This is a genomic window from Nitrogeniibacter aestuarii (assembly GCF_017309585.1).
Classification (GTDB): Bacteria; Pseudomonadota; Gammaproteobacteria; order Burkholderiales; family Rhodocyclaceae; genus Nitrogeniibacter; species Nitrogeniibacter aestuarii.
Genome location: NZ_CP071321.1, coordinates 2,130,316 through 2,155,167, shown reverse-complemented (window position 1 = coordinate 2,155,167; position 24,852 = coordinate 2,130,316). Strand labels below are relative to the sequence as shown.

Below are 24,852 nucleotides of genomic sequence, written 5' to 3'. Positions count from 1 at the left end.
TCTAGACAGGCAACACCGGAGCACATGTTGACCAAGCGCAAGCCTGCTAGCGACCTCGATCCCGATCGCTGCCGCCCGCCTCGGCCAGACTGGTGCGCCAGCGTTCGATCGCGCCGACCAGCGCCGGCAATGAAATGGGCTTGCTCAGGTAGTCATCCATGCCGGCACGAATGGCGGCTGTGCGGTCTTCATCCAGCACATCGGCACTGACGCCGATAATGCGCGAAACGACACCGGCAGTGCGCAGTTTGCGCGTGGTCTCCAGGCCATCCATCCCGGGCATGTGGGTGTCCATGAAGATGAGATCGAAGGTCTCCTCGCAGCACGCGGCGATGGCGGCGATGCCATCTTCCACCGCGACCGCATCATTGACGCCGAGACGATCGAGAAATTTGCCCAGCACCTTGCGGTTGACCGCATTGTCCTCGACCAGCAGCACACGCGTGCCCCGTCGCAAGACCGGCCGCGCATGGCCTTCACCAGCGACCAGCTCGGGCGTCACGCCACCCGACTTGCGCAAACGCACGTTGAACCAGAAGTCGGAGCCCTGCCCGGGCGCGCTTTCCACCCCGATCTGACCCTGCATCAGGTCAGTGAGCATGCGACAGATTGACAGTCCCAGCCCGGTGCCGCCATAGCGACGCGTGGTGGACATGTCGGCTTGTTCGAACGGCGCAAAGATCCGCGCGCGCTGTTCTTCGCCAATGCCGATGCCGGTGTCGCGCACCGACACATGAACGCGCAGATCGTTGCCTTCGTCTCCCGGCTGCGGTGCAGCCAGACGCACGGTCACGGAGACCTGGCCGGCATGCGTGAACTTGAAGGCATTGCCCACCAGGTTGATGAGAATCTGACGCAGGCGCCCCTCGTCTCCGAGCAGGGTCTTGGGAATCGCCGGGTCCAGATTGCAGACCAGTGCCACACCCGTTTCCTTGACCCGGGCGGAAAACAGCCTGGCCAGACTATCGACCATCACGCCGAGGTCGAAGGGCATGATCTCAAGGGAAAGCTTCTTGGCTTCGATCTTGGAATAGTCGAGGATGTCGTTGATGATCGAGAGCAGCGCTTCGCCACTGCTGCGAATCGTTTCGCAGTAGCTGCGCTGCTCGTCATCGAGCTCTGAGGCTTCGAGCAGCGCAGCCATGCCGATGACCCCGTTCATCGGGGTCCGGATCTCGTGGGACATCATGGCCAGAAAGTCGCCCTTCGCCCGGTTGGCCGCATCGGCGGCGTCCTTGGCGGCAATGAGCTCCTGCTCGGCACGCAAACGCTCGGTCACATCGGTAAAGCAGTACACGCGGCCGATGATCTGTTCCGCATGCCGTGCCGGGCGCGACTTGCACTCGAAACTGCGTCCGTCGATCAGCAAAAAGGTGTCGAAGGTTTCGGTGTCATCGGTGGGATCGCCCAGCAGTTCGGCAAAACGGCCGGCACCGACCGGCGCCACCTGACGCTGTATCCAGCCCAGGACCGCAGCATCGTCGGAGGTGATGAGCGTCTCTTCCGGGCAGGCCCACATATGGGCAAAGCGCCGGTTCATGCCCGCGATCTTGCCGCTGTGGTCGAGCATGAGAATCCCGTCCGCGGTGGCCTCGAGCGTTGCCCGAAGGCGTGAGGTGAGATGGGCCAGGGCCTCTTCGGCCCCTTTGCGCTCGCTGTCGTCCTCGGCGCGAATCACGAGTGCATCGCCCACGCGGCGCACCCACTTTCGCACCGGGATGAGACCGCCATCCGCGCGCTGATAGAGCCCTTCGGCATCGCGCAGGTCACCTGCGGCGCCCGCGCGCACCTCTTCCCAATAGAAAACATCGGTGAGCGCACACTCCAGATCGGTGATCGGCTTGCCGATAAGTTCGTCCCGAGTGAGCCCCAGTGCAGACATGGCCGCCCGGTTGGCGTCACGAATGCTCAGGTCAGCCGCCTCCACCACCATGAGCAACTCATGGGAACCGTCGAGCATGAGGGCGAGATCAGAAAGCGAACTCATGAGCGTGCCGGGTCAGACTGTTCTGCGTCGAAGAAATAGGTCACCCGCTTGCGCGGGCTCAGATAGTCGTAGACATCCGCCGGCAGTTGAACCGGTCGCAAGGACTTGCTGATGTTGATCCCCGACTCCTGCTCCAGGTCGAGAATCATAGCCTCGTCCTTGGGGATGTCCGGATCGTGCAGAATGACGCAAGGCCGAAGCGGTGAGCGCGAGTTGACCGAGGACACCATGGCAATCACGTCATTCGACAGCACGACGATCGTGCCCGGCGGATAAACCCCGAGGCGGCGCACCAGCAGCTGCAAGACCTTGGCGTCGAACTTCTGGCGCCGCTGCGCAAACATCATCGACAGGGCCTCATGGGGTGTGAGTGCCTTGGTGAGGTCAACCGGGTTGCACAGGTTGTCGTAGTGATTGACCAGCGCCACGATGCGCGCGAGCGGATCGATCTGCTCACCTTTGAGTCGTGCGGGGAAACCGGTTCCGTCCGCATATTCGTGGTGCTGGGCAATGATTTTCAGCACCGGCTTCGAGAGCCCGATCTGAGCGCCGCGCTTGACGCCGTATTCGCAGTGCATGTTGCGCAAGTCCTGCTCGGCTCGTGTGAGGGCGTCGCGCTTCTTGAGCACCTTGTCGGGGATGTCCACATGCCCCAGATCATGCAGCAGGGCACCGACGCCGAGAATGTGGCCTGCCTCGTTGCTGAGGCCGAGGTCCTTGGCCAGCATCATGCACAGCACCGAAGTGTTCAGGCCGTGATAGTACGAATCCTCACCACCGGCCTTCTCGCTCATGACATGCAGGGTGCTCTCCGGCGAATCGAGCAACGCTGCCACCATCTCGCCCACGAGCCCCCCCACCTCTTCGAGGCACACCTGCGGCTGTGCGAACAGGTTCTGGTTGATGTTGCGCATTACATTGGCGGCCTTCATGAAGGCGCGCTCGACTTCCGAAACCCGCCTGCGCCGCTCGGTCAGGCGCGCCATGCGTTCAGCCACTTCCGGTGCCACCTCGGGCACCGGCTCGTCGGCTCCAGCCTCAGCGACTGCCGGCTCGTCGGCTGCCTCGGTGGCATCCAGGGCCTGGAGTGCAGCATCGTCGGACTGCGTCAGATCGATCCGCACTCGACTCAGCCCGAGGCCACGAATTTCCGTGATCTGGCTCTGGCTGACAATGCGGAAGCTCGAGAACGTGAATGGATGCTTGAACCAGGGCAGGTCAAGATGAACGAAGAGACCGGATCTCAGTTGATCCGGCGTGACGTAACGGGAATCGGCGGTGGTCATTGCCTCGCGCAGGCTCACAAGTCAGGGAACTCGAAGGAATTACGGCACGGGCAACGACCGCCTTGAGTGCATGCGTCGTGTGATTGCCAAAAACCATGTCAATTGCATGGATTAGACGCGCACAGTTTTGGTGATAAGAAAAACTTTATGTCATCGACGAACGGTCGGCAGTAGGTCCGAAAGCTGCACTTCCAGCTCAGAAGTCATCGCCAAGCGACTGATTATCTTGCGTTTTGCAGCGCAAAACGGCAAAAAACGCACTACTATATCTAGTAGCACCAAAAAAATGCACACTACAACAAATAACGATAAGTGATTGTTTTTTTGATGTTTTATATTTTTTGCTTTTCCCAGATCATGGGGTTATCCTTGTCGCCGTTCCAATGAAGTCGCCTATTCGTATCGAGGGATGAGACACAGACAATGAGCAAAGCCGCCCAAGACCAGAAAAAGATTGCCGATGCCAGCACGCTGGAAGCCCAGGAGATTTCCGGCGAGGTGCTGCTCGAGAAGTACGCCAAGGGAGACGAACAGAGCATCGAAGCCGTGCGCCGTCGCGTGGCCCATGCCCTGGCTGCCGTCGAAACTGAAGACAAACGTGCCCACTGGGAAGCCAAGTTCTACGAAGCCCAGGAAAAGGGTTTCGTTCCCGCAGGCCGTATCAACTCTGCTGCCGGCACCAAACTGGCGGCCACGCTGATCAACTGCTTCGTGCAGCCGGTCGGCGATTCCGTGACCGAATCCATCGACGGCCGTCCGGGCATCTACACCGCGCTGGCTCAAGCGGCCGAGACCATGCGCCGCGGTGGTGGTGTTGGCTACGATTTCTCCTCCATTCGCCCGAAGGGCGCGCTGGTCAAGGGCACCCAGTCCAACGCGTCCGGTCCGGTCTCCTACATGCGCGTGTTCGACCGCTCCTGCGAGACCGTCGAGTCCGCAGGCGCCCGTCGTGGCGCCCAGATGGGTGTGCTGCGCTGTGACCACCCGGACATCGAGGAATTCATCCACGCCAAGGATGAAGGCGACCTGACCAACTTCAACATTTCTCTCGGGGTCACCGACGCTTTCATGCAAGCCGTCGAAGACGATACCGAGATCGAGCTGGCCCACGTGGCCGAGCCGACGGACGAAGTCAAGGAAGCCGGCGCATTCCAGCGCGACGACGGTCAGTGGGTGTATCGCAAGGTCCGTGCTCGCGAACTGTGGGATCAGGTGATGAAGTCCACCTACGACCACGCCGAGCCGGGCATCCTGTTCCTGGATCGCATCAACCGCGACAACAACCTCTACTACTGCGAAACCATCGAGGCCACCAACCCGTGCGCCGAACAACCGCTGCCGCCGTATGGCTGCTGCTGCCTGGGTTCGATCAACCTGACGCCGTTCGTGCGCGAACCGTTCAGTGACAAGGCCAAGTTCGACTTCGACGGTTTTGCCAAGGTGGTGGCAACGTCCACCCGCATGCTCGACAACGTGCTCGAAGCCACGCACTGGCCGCTCGAACAGCAGCACGAAGAAGCCCAGTCCAAGCGTCGCGTGGGTCTGGGTTTCACTGGCCTGGGCAATGCCCTGGCCATGCTCGGCCTGCGTTATGACACCCAGCGTGCCCGCGAGATGGCCACCAAGATTTCCGAGTTCATGCGTGATCAGTCCTACCTCGCCTCCGTCGAGTTGGCCAAGGAGCGCGGCGCCTTCAAGCTTTTCAACGCCGATATGTACCTGTCCGGCGGCAACTTTGCCTCGCGCCTGCCCAACAAGGTCAAGGACGAGATCCGCAAGCACGGCATCCGCAACTCGCACCTGCTGTCCATCGCCCCGACCGGCACCATCTCGCTGGCCTTCGCGGATAACGCCTCCAACGGCATCGAACCGCCCTTCTCCTATACCTACACCCGCCGCAAGCGTATGGCGGACGGTACCTTCAAGGAGTACGCGGTCGAGGATTACGCGTGGCGTCTGTTCCGCCATATGGGCGGCAACGTCGACAAGCTGCCCGAGTCCTTCGTGACTGCGCTGGAAATTTCCGCGCAAGCTCACAAGGATATGGTCGCTGCCGTGGCTCCGTACATCGACACGTCCATCTCCAAGACGGTGAATGTGCCGGCCGACTACCCGTATGCCGACTTTGAAGACCTCTACCTGACGGCCTGGAAAGCCGGCCTGAAGGGTCTGGCCACCTATCGGCCGAACTCGGTGCTCGGTTCCGTGCTGTCTGTCTCGTCCAGCACTACCAGCGAAGAGAACAAGTCCCCGCAGGACGTCGAGATCACCGATGCCAACAAGCGTCTGGCGATCAAGAATCTGCCGGCGCCGGTGCTCTCATCCCTGCGCTGGCCGGGCCGCCCCGAATGCCCGGACGGCAATTCCGCCTGGACCTACATGCTCTCCACCCCGCAAGGGGAGTTCGCCCTGTTCGTGGGCCACATGGAGAACAACGGCCAGGGTGCCTTCCCGTTCGAAGTCTGGGTCAACGGTGCCGATCAGCCACGTGGCCTCGGTGCGGTCGCCAAGACCCTGTCCATGGACATGCGTGCCAACGACCGTGGCTGGCTCAAGCTCAAGCTCGAGACCCTGTCCCGTACCATCGGCGAAAAGTCCTTCGAAATGGCCTTCCCGCCGCATGGCGAGAAGAAGCTGGTACCCGGCGCGGTGGCCGCGTTCGCACAGGTGGTGAACTACCGTGCGGAGAAACTCGGTGCACTGGAAGTCGAGGGCCCCACGCCGGTGCTCGACTCCCTGTTCAGCCTGCAGGAGCCGAAGACCGGTACCGACGGCACCCTGTCCTGGACCGTGGATATCAACAACCCGGCTACTGGCGAAGACTTCGTGCTCGGCATCAAGGAAATCACCCTACCGGACGGCGTCACCCGCCCCTACTCCATGTGGCTGTCGGGCAACTACCCGCGCGCCCTGGATGGTCTGGCCCGTATCCTGTCGCTCGACATGCGTGTCATGGATCCGGCCTGGATCGGCATGAAGCTGCGCAAGCTGGTGGATTATCCGGAACCGCTGGGTGACTTCATGGCCTTCGTGCCGGGCTCGCGCAAGCAGCAGAACTACCCCTCGACCGTGGCCTACCTGGCGCAGCTGATCATCCACCGTTACGCCATGCTGGGCGTGCTGGACGAGAAAGGCTATCCGGTGCAGGAAATGGGCATTCTCGAAGCGCCGCGCGACGACAACGAGCCCAAGCTCATGCAAGGCTCCCTGTGTCCTGAGTGTGGCAACTATTCCATGATCCGCAAGGATGGCTGCGACTTCTGCACGGCCTGCGGCGCGGTCGGCACCTGCGGTTGAAGACCGCAACATAGCAACGCCGAAGTAAAAAACCCGTGGCCAAGGCCACGGGTTTTTTCCTTGATGCGCCCCACTCACCTGCCGTCCTGCTGAGTGGGCCGCGGACCGTCACGGCCCGCCTGAACGCATTTTCAGACCAGTCGATCCAGCGCCATGAATAGCGCGGTCATGGTCTTGCCGTCGGTGATTTCGCCCGCCGAGACCGCCGCACGGACTTCATCAAGACTCAAGGACAACAGTTCCAGAAATTCACCTTCATCCCAGGCGTGACCCACATGGGTCAGATCGCGCGCGATGAAAACCTCGATGCGCTCATTTGAATAGCCAATGCACGGATGCATGACCCCCACATGCTCCCAGGATGCCGCCTCGTAGCCCGTCTCTTCGCGCAGCTCGCGCCGTGCGCACGCTTCAATGGCCTCACCCGCGTCGATCTTGCCGGCGGGAATTTCCAGAAAGGCGCGATGCAGCGGATAGCGGTACTGTCGTTCAAAGATCAGTCGCCCATCCGGCAAGATGGCGATGATCGCTACGGCCCCCGGGTGCGTAATGTATTCTCGGATCCCGGTCTTGCCGTCCGGCAGGCGGACTTTGTCACGATGCACGTTCAACAGGACCCCGTCAAAGACCTGCTCGGTCTCAAGCTGGGTTTCGGTCAGGGCATCTTCATTGGTCTTGAGCACGACCACAGTCTCCTCTGAGGCAATCAAACAAAAACGCCGTGAAGCCTCTCGGCTCCACGGCGTCGATTCTAACCCTGGATGCTTACAGCGGCAGGCTGAGCACCAGCGCCTGCTGACACAGGGCAATCAGCTGCTGCGGCAGCAAACCGAGCACGGCAATTGCCAGACAGTTGACCGACAGCAGCACGCGGACATCCGGCGCAGAATGAATCGGCATCGTATCGACCGGATCGTCAAAGTACATGACCTTGACCACGCGCAGGTAGTAGAAGGCACCGATCAACGACATGAGCACTGCAAACACTGCGAGCCAGACCATGTCGGCGGCCACAAGTGATTGAAGAATCGACATCTTGGCAAAGAAGCCCACGAAGAACGGAATACCCGCCATCGAGAACATGATGATCATCATCATGGCGGCAAACCACGAACTGCGCTTGTTCAGGCCTTTGAGATCGACGATCTCTTCAGCCTCGAACCCGGACCGCGACAACAGGATCAGAATTCCGAATGACGCCAGGCTCATGACCACATAAGCCACAGCGTAGAACATCGCAGAGCTGTATGCGGACAGGATGAGATCCTGATTACCGTCGACCACGCCGGAAAGCAGGCCAAGGAAGACGAAACCCATGTGAGAGATGCCCGAATAGGCCAGCATCCGCTTCAGGTTGCTCTGCGCGATCGCCGCAATGTTTCCGAGCACTAGGGAGGCGACCGCCATGATCATGAGCATCGTCTGCCAGTGCTCCGCCAGATCCAGCATGCCACCGACCAGCAAACGAATCGCCATGGCAAAGGCAGCCAGTTTGGGTGCGGAGCCGATCAGCAGCGTCACCGACGTCGGCGCCCCGTGATAGACGTCAGGAACCCACATGTGGAACGGCACAACACCGAACTTGAAGGCCAGACCTGCGACCACGAATACCAGACCAAGCGTCAGCACCGTCATGCTCGAGACACCATCGAGTGCTGCCGACTGGTTGTAGATGGCCTGGCTGATGCCACCCAGTGACAGATTGCCGGTCGCGCCGTAGATCATCGACATCCCGTAGAGCAGCAGACCCGATGCCAACGCGCCGAGGATGAAATACTTCATCGCTGCTTCGGTACTGCGTGCCGAATCGCGGTCAAGGGCCACCATGGCGTAAAGGGAAAGGGACAGCATCTCGAGACCGATGTAGATGGTCAGGAAGTGATTCGCAGACGTCATCACCATCATGCCCAGCGTTGAGAACAGCGCCAGCAGGTGATACTCGGGCTTGTCGAACCCACGGTCGGCCGCATAGCCTCGACCGTAGATGAGTGCAGTCACGACGGCAAAGCAGATCAGCACTTTGACCACGTCACCGAAGAGATCATCGACGTACATGTCGCTGAGCGTCGTCTTGATCTGACCATCCATGGTGAAGATGGTGATCAATGCAGCCACGATCAGGGTGAGCTGGGTCAGCATGTAACCCAGGTTACGCGCCGACTGGCGAGCAAAGACGGTCAGCAGCAAGATGACCAGCGACATTCCTGCCACGAACAGTTCGGTGGCGGCAGGCGCAAAATCGGGGACTACAAAGTTCATCGTCAGACCAATCCCAGTATCTTATTCAGCTGGACGCTCAGAGCTTGCTCGTCGCGACGTGTTGCAGCAGGTTATTGACCGAGGCATGCATGACTTCGGTAACCGGCAACGGATAAATACCCATGATCAAGGTGCAGGCTGCGAGCACGGCAAGGAACGCGAACTCGCGATTGTTGATGTCCTCGAGCTTGGCCACGTTTTCGTTGGCCACCGCACCGAACACCACCCGCTTGTACATCCACAGCGTGTAGGCAGCGCCCACGATCAGCGTGGTGGCGGCGACAAAGGCCACCCAGAAGTTGTACTGCACGGCGCCAAGGGCAACCATGAATTCACCCACGAAGCCGCTGGTGCCTGGCAGGCCTGCATTGGCCATGGCGAAGAGCATGAAGAAGGCCGCGAACTTCGGCATGGTATTGACCACGCCACCATAGTCCGCAATCTTGCGTGAGTGCATGCGGTCGTAAAGCACACCGATGCAAAGGAACATGGCGCCCGACACGAAGCCGTGGGAGATCATCTGCACGAGCGCGCCTTCGACTCCCAGCGGATTGAAAATGAAGAAGCCCAGCGTCACGAAACCCATGTGGGCGATCGAGGAGTACGCCACCAGCTTTTTCATGTCCGTCTGGATCAGGGCCACGAAACCGATATAGACGACAGCGATCAGGGACAGGGTAATGATCAGCGGCGCCATTGCCTGGGAGGCGTCCGGAAGGATCGGCAGCGTAAAGCGCAGGAAACCGTAGGCACCCAGCTTCAGACCGATCGCGGCCAGCACCACGGAACCGCCGGTGGGCGCTTCCACGTGGGCATCCGGCAGCCATGTGTGCACCGGCCACATCGGCACCTTCACCGCGAATGCGATCAGGAATGCCCAGAACATCAGGCTCTGCGCCTCCATACCAATGCGCAGGTCGTGCCATTCGAGGATGTTGAAGCTACCGCTCTGCATGAACAGATAGATCAGTGCCACCAGCATCAGCAACGAACCCGCCAGGGTATAGAGGAAGAACTTGAAAGCCGCATACACGCGGTTCGGCCCACCCCAGACACCGATGATGAGGTACAGCGGGATCAGCGACGCTTCGAAGAAGACATAGAAAAGCACGCCGTCGAGTGCGGAGAAAATACCGTTGAGCAGACCCGACATGATCAGGAAGGCCGCCATGTACTGACCCACCTTGCTCTGGATCACTTGCCAGCCGGCAACGACCACAAGGACGGTGATGAAGCTGTTGAGCAGGACGAACAGCACGGACAACCCGTCAACACCAAGGTAGTAACTGATGTTGAAGGCGGGTATCCAGCTGGCCTGTTCCACGAACTGCATGTTCGAGGTGGCGGTATCGAAACCGGTATAGAGCGGGATCGTGACAAGGAATCCGACCACCGAGACCAGCAGGGCCAGTGAGCGCGCCATGGGCGCGTTGCGATCGGAACCAGTGGCAAGCACCAGCAGGCCACCGATGATCGGCACCCAAATCGCGAGGCTAAGGAAAGGCATACCCGTCATCGCTACTATCCGTTCATGGCGCCAGCCTGGCGCGTTTGATTCTTGTTAAAAACCGTTCGCATGACGCACTCAGATGACGCTGAACCACAGCGACAGGAGAATGCACACACCGATGATCATCGAGAAGGCGTACTGGTAAATATGGCCGGACTGGAACAGTCGGCTCAGCTGTGCGATCAGGCTGACCGACCGGGCCGTGCCGTTGATGACCAGACCATCGATGAGGCCCTGGTCGCCGCCCTTGAAGAGCCCCTTGCCCAGCAAGCGGGCACCACCAGCGAAGAAAGTCTCGTTGAACTTGTCGAAGTAGTACTTGTTGTCGAGCAAGACGTAGATCGGCTTGAAGGTACGCATGATGGCAGCCGGAATCTGCGGCGCGATCATGTAGAAGAAATAGGACAGTGCTACGCCACCCATTGCCAGCCAGAAGGGCAGCGTTTGCAGGCCATGGACCGCCATGGCGACCGGGCCATGAAACTCGTTGGCCAGCTCACCGATGGTGTCATGCGCCGGAGCGATATAGATCGCATTCTTGAACCATTCACCGAAGAGCATCGGTTCGATGGTAAAGAAGCCCACCAAAACGGACGGAATCGCGAGCAGGACCAGCGGAAGCCAGACCACCATCGGGCTTTCATGGGGCTTCTGGCCCGGCGCCAAGCCATGATGATGATCGTCGCCATGGTCGTCATGCGCATCCTCGTGGGCATGGTGATCGTCATGCGCCTTGCCGAATCGCTCCTCACCGTGGAACACGAGGAAATACATCCGGAAAGAGTAGAAAGCGGTCACAAACACGCCCGCAATGACACAGAAGTAGGCATAGCCGGCACCCGGGATGCTGGAGAAATGCACTGCTTCGATGATCGAGTCTTTCGAGTAGAAACCGGACAGGAAGGGGAAGCCGATCAGGGCAAGGGAGCCGAGCAAGGACGTGATCCAGGTGATCGGCATGTACTTGCGAAGGCCACCCATATTGCGCATGTCCTGATCATGATGCATGCCAATGATCACGGAGCCGGCGCCCAGGAACAGCAGCGCTTTGAAGAAGGCGTGCGTCATCAGATGGAACACCGCAGCCGAATAGGCCGACACACCGAGTGCAACCGTCATGTAGCCGAGCTGTGAGAGCGTGGAATAGGCCACCACACGTTTGATGTCGTTCTGGATGATGCCCAGGAAACCCATGAACAGAGCTGTCGTCGCGCCGATCACAAGGACGAAGGACAGTGCGGTCTCGGACAGTTCGAACAGCGGCGACATGCGCGCGACCATGAAGATACCGGCCGTCACCATGGTGGCTGCGTGAATCAGTGCCGAAATCGGGGTCGGACCTTCCATGGAATCCGGCAGCCAGACGTGCAGCGGTACCTGGGCGGATTTACCCATGGCACCGATGAACAGGCAGATGCAGATCACGCTGATCAGCAGCCACGGCGAACCCGGAAACAGCTCAATGGTCTTGGCAGACAGAGCGTCCGCCTGAGCGAATACCTCGGCGTAATTCAGGCTGCCGGTGTAGGCGGCGATCAGGCCGATCCCGAGGAGGAAACCGAAGTCACCCACACGGTTCACCAGGAAGGCCTTCATGTTGGCGAAGATGGCAGTCGGCTTGGTATACCAGAAGCCAATCAGCAGGTAGGACACCAGACCCACGGCTTCCCAGCCGAAGAACAACTGCAGGAAGTTGTTCGACATCACCAGCATCAGCATGGAGAAAGTGAAGAGCGAGATGTAGCTGAAGAAGCGCTGGTAGCCCGGATCTTCATGCATGTAGCCAATGGTATAGATATGCACCATGAGCGACACGAAGGTCACCACGAGCATCATCATCACGGTGAGCTCGTCGATCAGGAAACCGACTTCGAAAGTCAGACTGCCGCTGGTCGCCCAAGTGTAGACCGTGCCATTGAAGGTGTTACCCGCCTGCACATCCTGGAAGATCAGGAACGAAGCGACGAAGGCAATCGCCACCCCCAGGATCGTCACGATATGTGCACCGGTACGGCCGATGGCTTTGCCAAACAGACCGGCCAGAATCGCACCGACCAGAGGGGCCAACGGTACGACCAGATAGAGACTCTGCATTTCCGACATCGAGACGCTTCCTTAACCCTTGAGGCTATCCAGATCATCCACATGAATGGTGCGCAGATTGCGGAACAGCACCACCAGGATGGCGAGGCCGATGGCAGCTTCCGCTGCGGCCACGGTGAGGATGAAGAACACGAAAATCTGACCGGCCAGATCACCCAGGTAATGGGAGAAGGCCACGAAGTTCATATTGACCGATAGCAGCATCAGCTCGATCGCCATCAGCAGCACGATGAGGTTCTTCCGGTTCAGGAAGATACCCACCACACTGATCGCGAACAGCACCGCGCCCAGAATGAGAAAGTGGGAAAGCGAAAGCATCTGAAATGACTCCCTAAGCGGTCGGCCGCTTCGTTATTCTTTTTCCGCCGGCATCGAGATCACCTCGATCCGGTCGGCCCGCTTGACGGCAATCTGCTCGGACGGCTGCACGTACTTGCTGTCCTTGCGCTGGCGCAAAGTGAGCGCAACAGCGGCGATCATTGCAACGAGCAGCACCAGCGATGCCAGTTCGAACGGATAAACGTACTCGGTGTACAGAATTCGCCCCAGTGCGCGCGTGTTGCTGTAGTCACCTGCCGCAGCCGGCGGCTCCGGCATGTTGTCGAGCCCGAAATAGGGACCTGAAAGCACGAGCACCATCTCGGCCAGCATGATGACACCGACCACGGCGCCCACCGGCAGATAGCTCCAGAATCCTTCACGCAATCGGTCAACGTTGATGTCGAGCATCATCACCACGAAAAGGAACAGCACCATGACAGCGCCGACATACACCATCACCAGCATGATGGCCAGAAACTCGGCCTGCAGAATCAGCCAGATACCACCTGCATTAAAGAAGGTCAGCACCAGAAACAATGCTGCGTGCACCGGGTTTCGGGCGGTGATGACGCGCAGCGCGGCAAGCACCATTACCGTAGCCAGCACGAAAAAAACGACAGTCTTGAATTCCATGTTCGGATGTCTCCGGAGGCGTTACTGCCCCCTTGTACTTACCTGAATTTCGCCTCGACGGCGCGATCCTTGGCGATCTGATCTTCATAGCGATCACCCACTGCCAGCAGCATCTGCTTGGTGTAATAGAGATCGCCCCGCTTCTCGCCGTGGTATTCGAAGACACGCGTTTCCACGATGGCATCGACCGGACAGGCTTCTTCGCAGAAACCACAGAAAATGCACTTGGTCAGGTCGATGTCATAACGTGTCGTTCGACGCGAGCCATCGTCCCGCTGATCGGATTCGATCGTGATCGCCATGGCCGGGCAGACGGCCTCGCACAATTTGCACGCGATGCAACGTTCTTCACCATTGGGATAGCGACGCAGCGCGTGGAGACCACGAAAACGCGGGCTCTGCGGTGTTTTCTCTTCCGGAAACTGAACCGTGATCTTGCGGGCAAACAGATGACGACCGGTCACTGCCATACCCTTGAACAATTCCTTCAGAAGAAGGCTGCCGAGAAAATCCTTTGCACCCATCTCGAGCCTCTCTTATTTCCAGATCGACAGCGGGGACATGATCCACACTGCGGTTACAAGGACCCACGCCAGCGTCACCGGAATGAACACTTTCCAGCCCAGTCGCATGATGTGGTCGTAGCGGAAGCGCGGAAAGGTCGCACGCGCCCACAGGAAAATGAAGATGATCGCCGATGCCTTGATGGCCAGCCACCAGAAACCGTCGGGGAGAAAGCCCACCGGGGAGAGCCAGCCACCCAGGAACAGAAGCGAGGTGAGCACGGCCACGAGCCACATGTTGGCGTATTCCGCCAGGAAGAAGAGTGCGAAGCTCATGCCTGAGTATTCGACCATGTGTCCGGCAACGATTTCGGATTCGCCTTCGATCACGTCAAACGGTGCGCGTCCTGTCTCGGCGATACCTGAAATGATGTAGACGATGAACATCGGCAGCAGCGGCAACCAGTTCCAGCTCAGGAAGCCCAGCCCCATGTCCGCGAACTGGCCAGTGCCCTGCGACCGAACGATGTCGGAAAGATTGAGCGATGAGGAGATCATCAACACGCACACCAGTGCGAAACCCATCGACACTTCGTAGGACACCATCTGAGCGGCTGCACGCAGCGATCCCAGGAACGGATATTTCGAGTTGGACGCCCATCCAGCGATGATCACACCGTACACTTCAAGCGAGGTGATCGCGAGCAGGAAAAGCAAACCGGCATCAACGTCTGCGAGCACACCGCCGTCCCAGAACGGCACCACCGCCCAGGCGGCCAGAGAAGGTGCGATGGCCAGGATCGGACCGATGATGAACAGGCCCTTGCTACTCGTGGAGGGGAAGAGGATCTCCTTGAGCAACAGCTTGACGCCATCGGCGATCGGTTGCAGCAGACCCAGCGGCCCCACACGGTTCGGACCGATACGCACCTGCATCCAGCCGATCACCTTACGCTCTGCGAGCGTCAGGTACGCAACCGCAATCATGAGCGGCGCAATGATCGCGACGATCTTGATCAGCGTGTAGACCGCGGTCCAGGTCTGGGGATAGTTATCGGGGAATGAAGTCAGAAATTCCATCAGGCGCGCTCCACCGTCACAGCACCAGTCGGCACTCCAAGGGCCGCCGTGGATTCAGATGCCGTCGCCACACGGACACACCCGCCCGCGACGGTCTCGTCGAGTTCAGCCTTTAGGCTGGTCTGTCCGTTCGCACTCTTGACAACGACCATGTCACCGGATGAAAGACCAAGCATTGAAAGGGTCTCAGCGTTGGCACGAACGCTCGGTGCCTTGGCATCCGCCGTCTTCTGCAAGGCCGGTGCGCGACGGACTAGAGCATCGCCGGCGTAGATCGGTACTTCGGCTACCCGTTCGATACCTTCAAGCGGTGCTACATCACTGAAATTCACGCCATCGATGTCGTTGCCCAGACGTCCGGCCACATCACTCGCTTCACCGATGGCCTCTCGGCGAACGGCCTCGGAATCGTTGTACGCAAAACCATCGAGTCCGAGCAGGTTGCCGAGGACGCGCAGTACCTTCCACGCCGGACGCGTGTCACCAAGCGGCTTGGCCACAGCGACGAAACTCTGGGCGCGTCCTTCCGTGCTCACGAACGTGCCGGAGGTTTCCGAGAACGGGGAAACCGGGAGCATGACGTGACTGATCGCGCGCAATTCGGGGGTATCGAACGAGGTCATGGAGACCACGAAGTCAGCTGAGCTGATCGCCTGCGTCGCTGCACTGCCCTGAGCGCAATCGAGTGAAGGCTCCATACCGAGCAACACGTACGCTTTCAGTGGCGAGGCGATCATGGCAGCGGCGTTCTTGCCTGCTCCGGACGGAATCGCGTTAGCCAGGTAGCCACCCACACTGTTGGCGGCCTCACCGATCACACCATGAGCGGCACCCGTCAGGTTTGCAATCTCTTGTGCAAGGCGGCGCAGCGCCGCAGCTTGCGGATGCTGCGAACCGTAGTTACCAATCCAGACCGCTGCCTTTTGGCCTGACATGAAGAGCTCTGCAATGGCCTTCGACTGATCACCGATCTGCGCCGGCATCAAACCGGCGATATCGCTGGACACTGCCTGGCCTTTGGCATCAGCAAGCGCCTTCACCACGGAAGCCAGCGCTGCCACCATCTCCGAGGGCTTGGGCTGCAGACGGGCGGCGACCGGCAAGAGCCATTCGTCAGCCGTGGGATGAAGACTCATGACCTTCAGACCGCGTTTGGCCGCCTGGCGAACACGCTGGGCCAGCAAGGGATGATCCTTGCGCAGATTGGAGCCCACCACCAGCAAGCGATTTAGATCTGACACACCGGCAATCGGCATGCCGAGCCATGGCGCACCCTGAGTGCTGCCATCGGCAGAGAAGTCGGTTTGACGGAGACGGAAGTCGACGTTGTCGGAGCCCTGGGCCCGCATGAATTTTTGCAGAAGGAACAGTTCCTCCACCGTCGAGGCCGCAGACGCCAAGGCGCCGATCTGGTCCGCACCCGCACCGGCAACAACACTCTTCAATTTGTTTCCAACAAATTCAAGGGCAGCCTGCCAGTCCGTTTCGCGCCATTCGTCACCCTGACGAATCATCGGTCGCTTCAGCCGGGTCGAGACATTCAGCCCTTCATAGCTGAAACGGTCACGATCCGAGAGCCAGCACTCGTTGATCTCTTCGTTTTCGAAGGGCAGAACACGCTTGACCTGATCATGCTTGACCTGAACGATCAGGTTGCTTCCAAGGGAATCATGCGGACTGACCGATTTGCGGCGGGAGAGCTCCCAAGTACGCGCCGCGAAGCGGAACGGCTTGGACGTGAGCGCGCCGACGGGACACAGATCGATGATGTTGCCGGAAAGCTCCGAATCGACGGTCTTCTCGATGAACGGCATGATTTCGGCATGCTCGCCCCGGAAGGCCTGCCCCAGTTCCATCTCGCCAGCGATTTCACTCGTGAAGCGGACACAGCGAGTGCAGTTGATGCACCGGGTCATATCGGTCGACACCAGCGGGCCGAGATTCTTGTTGAACACGACGCGCTTTTCTTCTTCGTAGCGCGAGCCGCTCGAACCGTAGCCCACCGCCAGATCCTGAAGCTGACACTCACCGCCCTGATCGCAGATCGGGCAATCCAGCGGGTGGTTGATCAGCAGGAACTCCATCACCCCTTTCTGCGCCTTGACGGCCATATCGGAGTGCGTGGACACCTTCATGCCGGCCGTGACCGGAGTGGCACAGGCGGGCAGCGGCTTGGGCGCTTTTTCGACCTGAACCAGACACATGCGGCAGTTGGCGGCAATTGAAAGCTTCTTGTGGTAGCAGAAGTGCGGGATGTAGGCCCCCACCTTCGCGGCCGCATCCATCACGGTGCTGCCGTCTTCTACCTCAATCAGCTTGCCGTCGATCTCGATTTCTAGCATGTCGGACCTACGTAGATTTTGCTGCCTTCGTACTGGACGTCTTCAGGCACGAGACATTTCTTGTGTTCGATGTGATAGGCGAATTCGTCGCCGAAGTGCTTCACGAAACTCTGAACCGGCATGGACGCGGCATCACCCAGCGCGCAGATCGTACGGCCCATGATGTTGGTCGTTACGCTGTTGAGCAGATCCAGGTCGTCCGGACGGCCAAGGCCGTGTTCGATCCGGTGCACCACGCGATAGAGCCAGCCGGTACCTTCCCGGCACGGCGTGCATTGACCGCAGGATTCTTCGAAATAGAAGTAGGACAGACGCTCAAGCGCCTTGACCATGCACGTGGTCTCGTCCATGACGATGACGGCACCTGAACCGAGCATCGATCCCGCCTTGGAGATCGAGTCGTAATCCATGGTGCAGTCCATCATGATGTCGGCAGGAACCACGGGCGCAGAGGACCCCCCCGGAATCACCGCCTTGAGCTTGCGACCGCCGCGCATGCCGCCGGCCATCTCGAGCAACTCCGAGAACGGTGTTCCCATCTCGATTTCATAGTTGCCCGGCTTGTTCACGTGACCGGAGATCGAGAAGATCTTGGTACCGCCGTTGTTGGGCTTGCCGTAGTTCAGGAAGGTCTCGCCACCATCCTTCATGATGAAGGGCACGGACGCAAAGGTCTCGGTGTTGTTGATGGTGGTGGGCTTGCCATACAGACCATAGCTCGCCGGGAACGGCGGCTTGAATCGAGGCTGCCCTTTCTTGCCCTCGATGGATTCGAGCAGCGCAGTCTCTTCACCGCAGATGTAGGCACCGTAGCCGTGATGCGCGAAGAGATCGAAGCTGAAATCAGAACCGAGAATGTTCTTGCCCAGCAGCCCGGCTTCACGCGCCTCTGCAAGGGCCTCTTCGAAGCGCTCATAGACTTCGAAGATCTCGCCGTGGATGTAGTTGTAACCGCGGCTACAGCCCATCGCGTAAGCGGCAATCGTCATGCCTTCGATCACGGTGTGCGGGTTGTAACGCAGGATGTCGCGATCCTTGAAGGTACCCGGTTCGCCTTCATCCGAGTTACAGGCCAGATACTTGTCGCCCGGGAAGGAGTTGGGCATGAAGCTCCACTTCAGCCCCGTCGGGAAGCCCGCACCGCCGCGACCGCGCAGCACGGAGGTCTTCACCTCGGCAATCACGTCGGCCGGGGACATCTTGTCGGCGATGATGCGCTTGAGCGCTTCGTATCCGCCGCGCTTGATGTAGTCCTGAAGTCGCCAGGTACGATCGCCGTCGAGGTCGGCGAGAATGAGGTTTCTTGCGCTCATTGTTCAGCCAGCTCCGCCAGCATCTGGTCGATCTTTTCAGTCGTCATCCAGCTGCACATCTTGTGGTTGTTCAACAGCAACACCGGAGCGTCGCCACAGGCGCCCATGCACTCACCCTCTTTGAGCGTGAATTTGCCGTCAGGTGTCGTCTCGTTGAAATCGATGCCCAGCTTCTGCTTGACGTATTCAGCGGCGTGGACGCCACCGGACAACGCACAGGGCAGATTGGTGCACACGGTGATCTTGTGCGCACCGACCGGCTCGAGGTCGTACATGTTGTAGAAGCTCGCCACCTCATAGGCTGCAATGGCGGGCATCTCCAGGTAGTCGGCCACGAAAGCAATCGTCTCCTTCGCCAGCCAGCCTTTCTCCATCTGGGCGATGCGCAAGGCACCCATGACGGCAGACTGCTTCTGGTCCGGAGGATACTTCGCGACCTCCTGGTCGATTTTCTTCAAGGATTCCTGGCTCAGCATCTTATGGCCACACCCGATTGATTCGAAATTCCGTTGGCATTCAGCGATCAATCTCGCCAAACACGACATCCATGGTGCCGATAATGGCAACCACATCGGCGATCAGATGACCGCGCGACATTTCGTCCATGGCGGCAAGGTGGGCAAAACCCGGTGCGCGCAACTTGAGACGATAGGGCTTGTTGGCTCCGTCGGACACGGCGTACACGCCGAACTCGCCCTTCGGATGCTCGACCGCGGCGTAAACTTCGCCGGCGGGAACATGCATGCCTTCAGTGAAGAGCTTGAAGTGGTGGATCAGCTCTTCCATGTTCGCTTTCATGGACTCGCGGGACGGCGGCGCCACTTTGTGGTTATCGGTAATGACCGGGCCCGGGTTCTTGCGCAGCCAGTCAATACACTGCTTGATGATCCGGTTTGACTGACGCATCTCTTCCATGCGGACCAGATAGCGATCGTAGCAATCGCCCGTCTTACCCACCGGCACATCAAAGTCCATGCGGTCGTAGACTTCGTAGGGCTGCTTCTTGCGCAGATCCCAGGCGATGCCCGAACCGCGCAACATGGCCCCGGTGAAGCCCCAGGCCTTGGCCTGCTCGGGGGTCACCACTCCGATGCCGACCGTCCGCTGCTTCCAGATCCGGTTGTCGGTCAGCAGGGTTTCGTATTCATCGCAGTATTTCGGGAAGCGATTGGTGAAGTCTTCGAGGAAGTCGAGCAGAGAACCCTGACGGTTCTCGTTGAGCTCCTGAACAGTCTTGGCATTCTTCCACTTGGATACTTCGTACTGCGGCATCTGGTCCGGAAGGTCGCGATACACACCACCCGGCCGGTAGTACGCCGCGTGCATTCGCGCACCGGACACGGCCTCATACACGTCCATCAGGTCTTCGCGTTCGCGGAACGTGTATAGCACCATTGTCATGGCACCGATATCGAGGGCGTGCGTACCGATATTCAGGAGGTGGTTCAGGATCCGGGTGATTTCATCGAACATCACGCGGATGTACTGGGCCCGCTCCGGGACCTGCACGCCGAGCAGTTTCTCGATCGCCATGCAGTAGGCGTGCTCGTTGCACATCATCGACACGTAGTCGAGCCGGTCCATGTAAGGCACGGATTGCACCCAGGTTCGGGTTTCCGCGAGCTTCTCGGTCCCGCGATGCAACAGACCGATATGAGGATCGGCGCGCTCGACCACCTCACCGTCGAGCTCGAGCACGAGGCGAAGAACGCCGTGCGCCGACGGATGCTGGGGGCCGAAGTTGATCGTGTAGTTCTTGATTTCAGCCATGGCCGACATCTCCGTAGTTCTCTTCACGCACCACACGAGGCGCGTTTTCGCGCGGCTCGATGGTGACCGGCTGATAGATCACGCGACCCTGCTCCGGGTCATAACGCATCTCGACGAAACCGGAAACCGGGAAGTCCTTGCGGAACGGATGACCAACAAAACCATAGTCGGTCAGAATGCGGCGCAAATCCGGATGGTTGTTGAACATGATGCCGTAAAGATCGAAGACTTCACGCTCGTACCAGTTGGCACTGGGCCAGACATCACAGAGGGAATCGAGCACCGGGAAACCGTCATCCGGCGCAAAAGCCCGCAGACGCACGCGCCAGTTATGCGTGATGGACAGCAGGTGGTTCGAGACGGCAAAACGCTCAGATGCCCACTCGCTGTTTTCCCATGTGGAGTAATCGAGGCCGGAGGCGTCGATCAACTGCTCAAACGAGAACTCCGGGCGGTCACGCAGTTCGACAGCCACGTTGTGATAATCGTCTGCCGCCACCACAAGGGTGACTTCGTCGCGATCTTCAACGACGGACAGGGCGCGCTCACCGAAGCATTCGGTCAGCAGCGCGGCGAGACGTTCTGATTTTGCACTCATCTCGTCAGCTCCCGGTCAGCGCGCGATCGTGTTGGTACGACGGATCTTGCGTTGCAGCTGGATGATGCCGTACAGCAGCGCCTCCGCAGTCGGCGGACACCCCGGCACATAGACATCAACCGGCACCACGCGATCACAGCCACGCACCACCGAGTAGGAATAGTGATAGTAGCCCCCACCGTTGGCACAGGAGCCCATGGAAATGACCCAGCGCGGCTCGGTCATCTGGTCATAAACCTTGCGCAGCGCGGGCGCCATCTTGTTGCACAACGTACCCGCCACGATCATCACGTCCGACTGACGCGGACTTGGACGGAACACCACACCAAAGCGATCGAGGTCATATCGCGAACAACCGGCGTGAATCATTTCAACCGCGCAACAGGCCAAGCCAAAGGTCATCGGCCACATCGAGCCGGTACGCGTCCAGTTGATCAGCGTATCCAGCGACGTGGTGACAAATCCTTCCTTGAAGACGCCTTCGATACTCATGTCACCCCTTACCGCAAGTTTTGTTCATTGGGCCGAATCGCACGACCGCTCATTCCCACTCCAGGGCGCCCTTCTTCCAGACCCAGATGTAACCCACCAGAAGAATGCCGAGGAAAACGAACATCTCGAAAAAGCCGAACAGCCGGAGCGCCTCGTCACCCGCGATCTCACGGAGAATTGTGGCCCACGGAAACAGAAAGGCAATTTCGAGGTCAAAGAGAATGAAGAGAATGGCCAGCAGGTAATAGCGAACATCGAACTTCATGCGCGCGTCTTCGAAGGGTTCGAAACCGCATTCGTACGGCGACTGTTTCTCGCTATCGGGACGGTACGGTGCAACGAGGCGACCAAGGACGATCGGAGCTACACCAAACGCCAGACCCACCAGGATGAAGACAAGAACGGGGAAGTAATTTTCAAGCATATGATGCCCGCTGTTTACCTGGGTTCTACTGCAAGGAAACGCCCGCTTTCGCGGGCGCTGGAATTCTGGTGCCGACGGTGAGACTCGAACTCACACGACCGATGGTCACTACCCCCTCAAGATAGCGTGTCTACCAATTCCACCACGTCGGCTTTTTGCTGCTCTTAACTGCTTTTTATTGCGCTGCACGCCTTGCGTTACAGCGGTGCGAATTATACGCGTTCTGACGCGCCGCGCAAACTCTTTTGCACCTTATTTGGGAATGTTATCCGCTTTGGATTCACCCTGCTGAGCCGGCACTTGAGCCGGCGTCGGAATTGCATCCTGAGCCGCCGGAACGCCCTGCTCCATGATGTTGACGGGCGCGGAAACTTCGCGGCTACCAAGGTAAGCAAGGCTCAGGCTGGTGATGAAGAAAACCGTCGCAAGCACCCCCGTGGTGCGGCTCATGAAGTTCGACGAACCCGATGCACCAAAGAGGCTACCCGATGCACCACTGCCGAACGCAGCGCCTGCATCGGCCCCTTTGCCGTGTTGCAACAAGACGAGCCCGATCACACCAAGACCCACCAGCACGTGCACTGTCAACACGATGGAAAAAAGATAACCGCCCATGTTTTGTGATATTCCCGAATCAAGTATTCAAATAAATCAAACAGCCGCCTGGCAAATGGCCAGGAAGTCTTCCGCTTTCAGAGAGGCGCCACCGATCAACCCACCGTCGATATCCGGCGCCGAGAACAGCTCTGCAGCGGTTTCAGGCTTGACGCTTCCCCCATAGAGAATGCGAACATCACCTGCCCGATCTCCGATCAAACCTGCCACCGCGGCACGAATTGCCTGGTGAACTTCAACCGCTTGCTCAACACTGGCCGACAGTCCGGTACCGATCGCCCAGACCGGCTCATAGGCAATCACCATCGAACCGACAGCCTCGCCACCAAGTGCCAGCACCGGTGCCAACTGAGCTTCAATCACGGACAGCGTCTGGCCGCTTTCCCGCTCGTCGCGCGTTTCGCCAACGCATACGATCGGCGTCAGGCCTGCCGCACGCGCCCTGGCCGCCTTTTCGGCCACCAGCACACTGGTTTCCGCCTGACGGGCACGCCGTTCGGAGTGCCCCACGATGACGAATCGACAACCAAATTCGGAGAGCATTCCGGCACTGACTTCGCCGGTAAATGCGCCCTCTTCCTGGTCAGAAACGTCCTGTGCACCGAGCGCCAGCGCACTGGCAGCCACAGCCTCGCCGACGAGACCAAGAAACGGAAACGGGACACAAACCGCAGCTTCCATCCCGGAAGGCAATTGGCCGGCGACGGCGGATGACAGGGCCACAGCCATGTCACGACGACCGTTCATCTTCCAGTTACCAACGACGAGTTTATCCGGCTTGCTCATGAATTTGCCCGCGAAAAATCGGTCGATTCTAACGCCGACTGACGCGAGCAGCAAACAGACATCGCCGTCCGGCGCGGACCAAGGCCGAACAGCAAACGCGACCGGCGCCAGCCACCGAGCCGGCGCAGGACGTTCGCTTTACCGGTTCAGTGAATCTCTCCGACCGCAGCACGCACAGCGTCTGCGAGTCCATTGGCGTGCCGCTCGACCTCGTCGCCGTCCTGCCCCTCGACCATGACACGCAGCAGTGGCTCGGTGCCTGAAGGGCGCAACAGCACCCGGCCCCGCTCACCCAATTCCGCCTCGACACGACGACAGGCGTCAGAGATCGAGCGATCAGCCGCCCAGTCGAAACCGCGCTCAATGCGAACATTGATCAGTCGCTGGGGATAGAACGTCAGATCTTCACACGCTTGGGCCAGGGTCACATTGCGCCGCCTCAAGGAAGCGAGAACCTGCAATGCAGAAACAATGCCGTCGCCCGTCGTGTGCCAGTCGAGGCAGATGATGTGGCCGGAATTTTCACCACCGACGCGCCAGCCCTTCTCGTGCATGAGTTCTAGCACGTAGCGATCACCCACCTTGGCACGGGCGAACGGCACTCCGAGACGTCCGATCGCGTGTTCGAAACCCAGATTGCTCATGAGCGTCCCGACCACACCATCCAGACAGCCCTGAATCTGCATGGCGGTCGCGATGACATAGATGAGCTTGTCGCCATCGTAGATTTCGCCGGCGGCATCCGCCATCATCAGTCGGTCGCCATCGCCATCGAGAGCAATACCGATATCCGCCTGCTCGGCGAGCACTGCCGCACGAAGATTCTCCGGGTGCGTCGCGCCCACACCCTCATTGATGTTCAAACCATTGGGCTTGGCACCCACCGCCACGACCTCGGCACCAAGTTCATGAAAAACGGCCGGGGCAATGTGATAGGCCGCACCGTGCGAGCAATCGACGACGATCTTGAGACCACGCAGGTCGAGTTCGTTCGGAAAGCTGCTTTTGCAGAACTCGATATAGCGCCCTGCCGCATCTTCAACCCGTCGTGCTTTGCCCAGTTTGTCGGACGGCGCACAGCCCATGGGCTCATCCAGGTGTTTTTCGATCTCGAGCTCGACCGCGTCGGGCAGCTTGGTGCCACGGGCCGAAAAGAACTTGATCCCGTTATCGTAGTACGGGTTGTGCGAGGCCGAGAGCACCACACCCGCCTGCAGACGCAGCGCGCGAGTCAGGTAGGCCACCGCGGGCGTCGGCACAGGCCCGGCAAGCATGACATCCACCCCGGCTGCAGCAAATCCGGCTTCGAGCGCCGCCTCAAGCATGTAACCGGAAATGCGCGTGTCCTTGCCAATCAACACGGCAGGCCTTTCACCCGCGGGCATCTTTTCCCGTCCGACCAGTGTCACGCCTGCCGCATAACCCAGGCGCATGACGAATTCCGGCGTGATGGGCGCGTCACCGACCTTGCCTCGAACACCGTCGGTGCCGAAATACTTTCTACTCATTTCCGTTATCTCATTCTTGATTGTC

21 protein-coding genes and 1 tRNA gene are annotated in these 24,852 nt (G+C 59.4%); 1 reads left to right on the top strand and 21 read right to left on the bottom strand.

What is annotated here, in order from left to right:
• Positions 1–46: 46 nt before the first annotated feature.
• Positions 47–1,987, bottom strand: coding sequence for a PAS domain-containing hybrid sensor histidine kinase/response regulator (locus tag J0W34_RS09890; RefSeq protein ID WP_227814688.1), 1,941 nt, complete (start codon positions 1,985–1,987; stop codon positions 47–49).
• Entirely contained in the window at positions 1,984–3,273 is a 1,290-nt protein-coding gene (locus tag J0W34_RS09885) for an HD-GYP domain-containing protein (RefSeq protein WP_230971545.1), read from the bottom strand. Before J0W34_RS09885 ends, J0W34_RS09890 begins: the two co-directional genes overlap by 4 nt.
• A gap of 423 nt (positions 3,274–3,696) precedes the next feature.
• Here J0W34_RS09885 and J0W34_RS09880 point away from each other — a divergent pair, with 423 nt between their 5' ends.
• On the top strand, positions 3,697–6,570 hold the full coding sequence (locus tag J0W34_RS09880; protein ID WP_227814690.1) for an adenosylcobalamin-dependent ribonucleoside-diphosphate reductase: 2,874 nt from the start codon (positions 3,697–3,699) through the stop codon (positions 6,568–6,570).
• A gap of 131 nt (positions 6,571–6,701) precedes the next feature.
• Here J0W34_RS09880 and J0W34_RS09875 read toward each other — a convergent pair whose 3' ends face one another.
• The 19 genes from J0W34_RS09875 to glmM all read right to left on the bottom strand — a co-directional run bounded on the left by J0W34_RS09875 (position 6,702) and on the right by glmM (position 24,827).
• On the bottom strand, positions 6,702–7,253 hold the full coding sequence (locus J0W34_RS09875; RefSeq protein WP_230971544.1) for an NUDIX domain-containing protein: 552 nt from the start codon (positions 7,251–7,253) through the stop codon (positions 6,702–6,704).
• Between the two features lie 82 nt (positions 7,254–7,335).
• Positions 7,336–8,829 carry an NADH-quinone oxidoreductase subunit NuoN gene (gene nuoN / locus J0W34_RS09870; RefSeq protein ID WP_230971543.1) on the bottom strand — a complete coding sequence of 498 codons (1,494 nt, stop codon included), beginning with the start codon at positions 8,827–8,829 and terminating at the stop codon, positions 7,336–7,338.
• A 37-nt stretch (positions 8,830–8,866) separates the two neighbouring features.
• The gene (locus J0W34_RS09865; protein ID WP_227814693.1) at positions 8,867–10,345 is read right to left on the bottom strand and encodes an NADH-quinone oxidoreductase subunit M; all 1,479 of its coding nucleotides are present in this window, start codon (positions 10,343–10,345) and stop codon (positions 8,867–8,869) included.
• Between the two features lie 69 nt (positions 10,346–10,414).
• Positions 10,415–12,442 (bottom strand): NADH-quinone oxidoreductase subunit L, encoded by a 2,028-nt coding sequence (gene nuoL / locus J0W34_RS09860; RefSeq protein WP_230971542.1) that lies wholly within the window; start codon positions 12,440–12,442, stop codon positions 10,415–10,417.
• Positions 12,443–12,454: 12 nt separating this feature from the next.
• The gene (gene nuoK, locus J0W34_RS09855; protein ID WP_227814695.1) at positions 12,455–12,760 is read right to left on the bottom strand and encodes an NADH-quinone oxidoreductase subunit NuoK; all 306 of its coding nucleotides are present in this window, start codon (positions 12,758–12,760) and stop codon (positions 12,455–12,457) included.
• A gap of 33 nt (positions 12,761–12,793) precedes the next feature.
• Positions 12,794–13,396 (bottom strand): NADH-quinone oxidoreductase subunit J, encoded by a 603-nt coding sequence (locus tag J0W34_RS09850; protein ID WP_227814696.1) that lies wholly within the window; start codon positions 13,394–13,396, stop codon positions 12,794–12,796.
• A 38-nt stretch (positions 13,397–13,434) separates the two neighbouring features.
• The gene (nuoI, locus tag J0W34_RS09845; protein ID WP_227814697.1) at positions 13,435–13,920 is read right to left on the bottom strand and encodes an NADH-quinone oxidoreductase subunit NuoI; all 486 of its coding nucleotides are present in this window, start codon (positions 13,918–13,920) and stop codon (positions 13,435–13,437) included.
• A 12-nt stretch (positions 13,921–13,932) separates the two neighbouring features.
• Positions 13,933–14,979, bottom strand: coding sequence for an NADH-quinone oxidoreductase subunit NuoH (gene nuoH / locus J0W34_RS09840; RefSeq protein WP_227814698.1), 1,047 nt, complete (start codon positions 14,977–14,979; stop codon positions 13,933–13,935).
• A complete protein-coding gene (gene nuoG, locus J0W34_RS09835) occupies positions 14,979–17,321 on the bottom strand; it encodes an NADH-quinone oxidoreductase subunit NuoG (protein WP_227814699.1) in 2,343 nt (780 codons plus the stop codon). The genes nuoH and nuoG overlap by 1 nt, the downstream gene beginning before the upstream one ends.
• The gene (nuoF, locus tag J0W34_RS09830) at positions 17,315–18,634 is read right to left on the bottom strand and encodes an NADH-quinone oxidoreductase subunit NuoF (RefSeq protein ID WP_227814700.1); all 1,320 of its coding nucleotides are present in this window, start codon (positions 18,632–18,634) and stop codon (positions 17,315–17,317) included. The genes nuoG and nuoF overlap by 7 nt, the downstream gene beginning before the upstream one ends.
• A complete protein-coding gene (gene nuoE / locus J0W34_RS09825; RefSeq protein WP_227814701.1) occupies positions 18,631–19,110 on the bottom strand; it encodes an NADH-quinone oxidoreductase subunit NuoE in 480 nt (159 codons plus the stop codon). The genes nuoF and nuoE overlap by 4 nt, the downstream gene beginning before the upstream one ends.
• Before the next feature lie 40 nt (positions 19,111–19,150).
• Positions 19,151–20,404, bottom strand: a complete 1,254-nt coding sequence (locus J0W34_RS09820; protein WP_227814702.1) for an NADH-quinone oxidoreductase subunit D — start codon at positions 20,402–20,404, stop codon at positions 19,151–19,153.
• Positions 20,397–21,002 (bottom strand): NADH-quinone oxidoreductase subunit C, encoded by a 606-nt coding sequence (locus J0W34_RS09815; RefSeq protein WP_227814703.1) that lies wholly within the window; start codon positions 21,000–21,002, stop codon positions 20,397–20,399. The genes J0W34_RS09820 and J0W34_RS09815 overlap by 8 nt, the downstream gene beginning before the upstream one ends.
• Positions 21,003–21,017: 15 nt before the next feature.
• A complete protein-coding gene (locus tag J0W34_RS09810; protein ID WP_227814704.1) occupies positions 21,018–21,494 on the bottom strand; it encodes a NuoB/complex I 20 kDa subunit family protein in 477 nt (158 codons plus the stop codon).
• Between the two features lie 49 nt (positions 21,495–21,543).
• A complete protein-coding gene (locus J0W34_RS09805) occupies positions 21,544–21,918 on the bottom strand; it encodes an NADH-quinone oxidoreductase subunit A (RefSeq protein ID WP_227814705.1) in 375 nt (124 codons plus the stop codon).
• Between the two features lie 66 nt (positions 21,919–21,984).
• A tRNA-Leu gene (locus J0W34_RS09800) sits at positions 21,985–22,070 on the bottom strand.
• A gap of 100 nt (positions 22,071–22,170) precedes the next feature.
• Positions 22,171–22,533: a preprotein translocase subunit SecG gene (gene secG, locus J0W34_RS09795; protein WP_227814706.1), complete on the bottom strand. Its 363-nt coding sequence runs from the start codon at positions 22,531–22,533 to the stop codon at positions 22,171–22,173.
• A gap of 36 nt (positions 22,534–22,569) precedes the next feature.
• The gene (gene tpiA, locus J0W34_RS09790; protein ID WP_230971541.1) at positions 22,570–23,319 is read right to left on the bottom strand and encodes a triose-phosphate isomerase; all 750 of its coding nucleotides are present in this window, start codon (positions 23,317–23,319) and stop codon (positions 22,570–22,572) included.
• 146 nt (positions 23,320–23,465) lie between these two features.
• Positions 23,466–24,827, bottom strand: coding sequence for a phosphoglucosamine mutase (gene glmM, locus J0W34_RS09785; protein ID WP_230971540.1), 1,362 nt, complete (start codon positions 24,825–24,827; stop codon positions 23,466–23,468).
• Between the last annotated feature and the right edge of the window lie 25 nt (positions 24,828–24,852).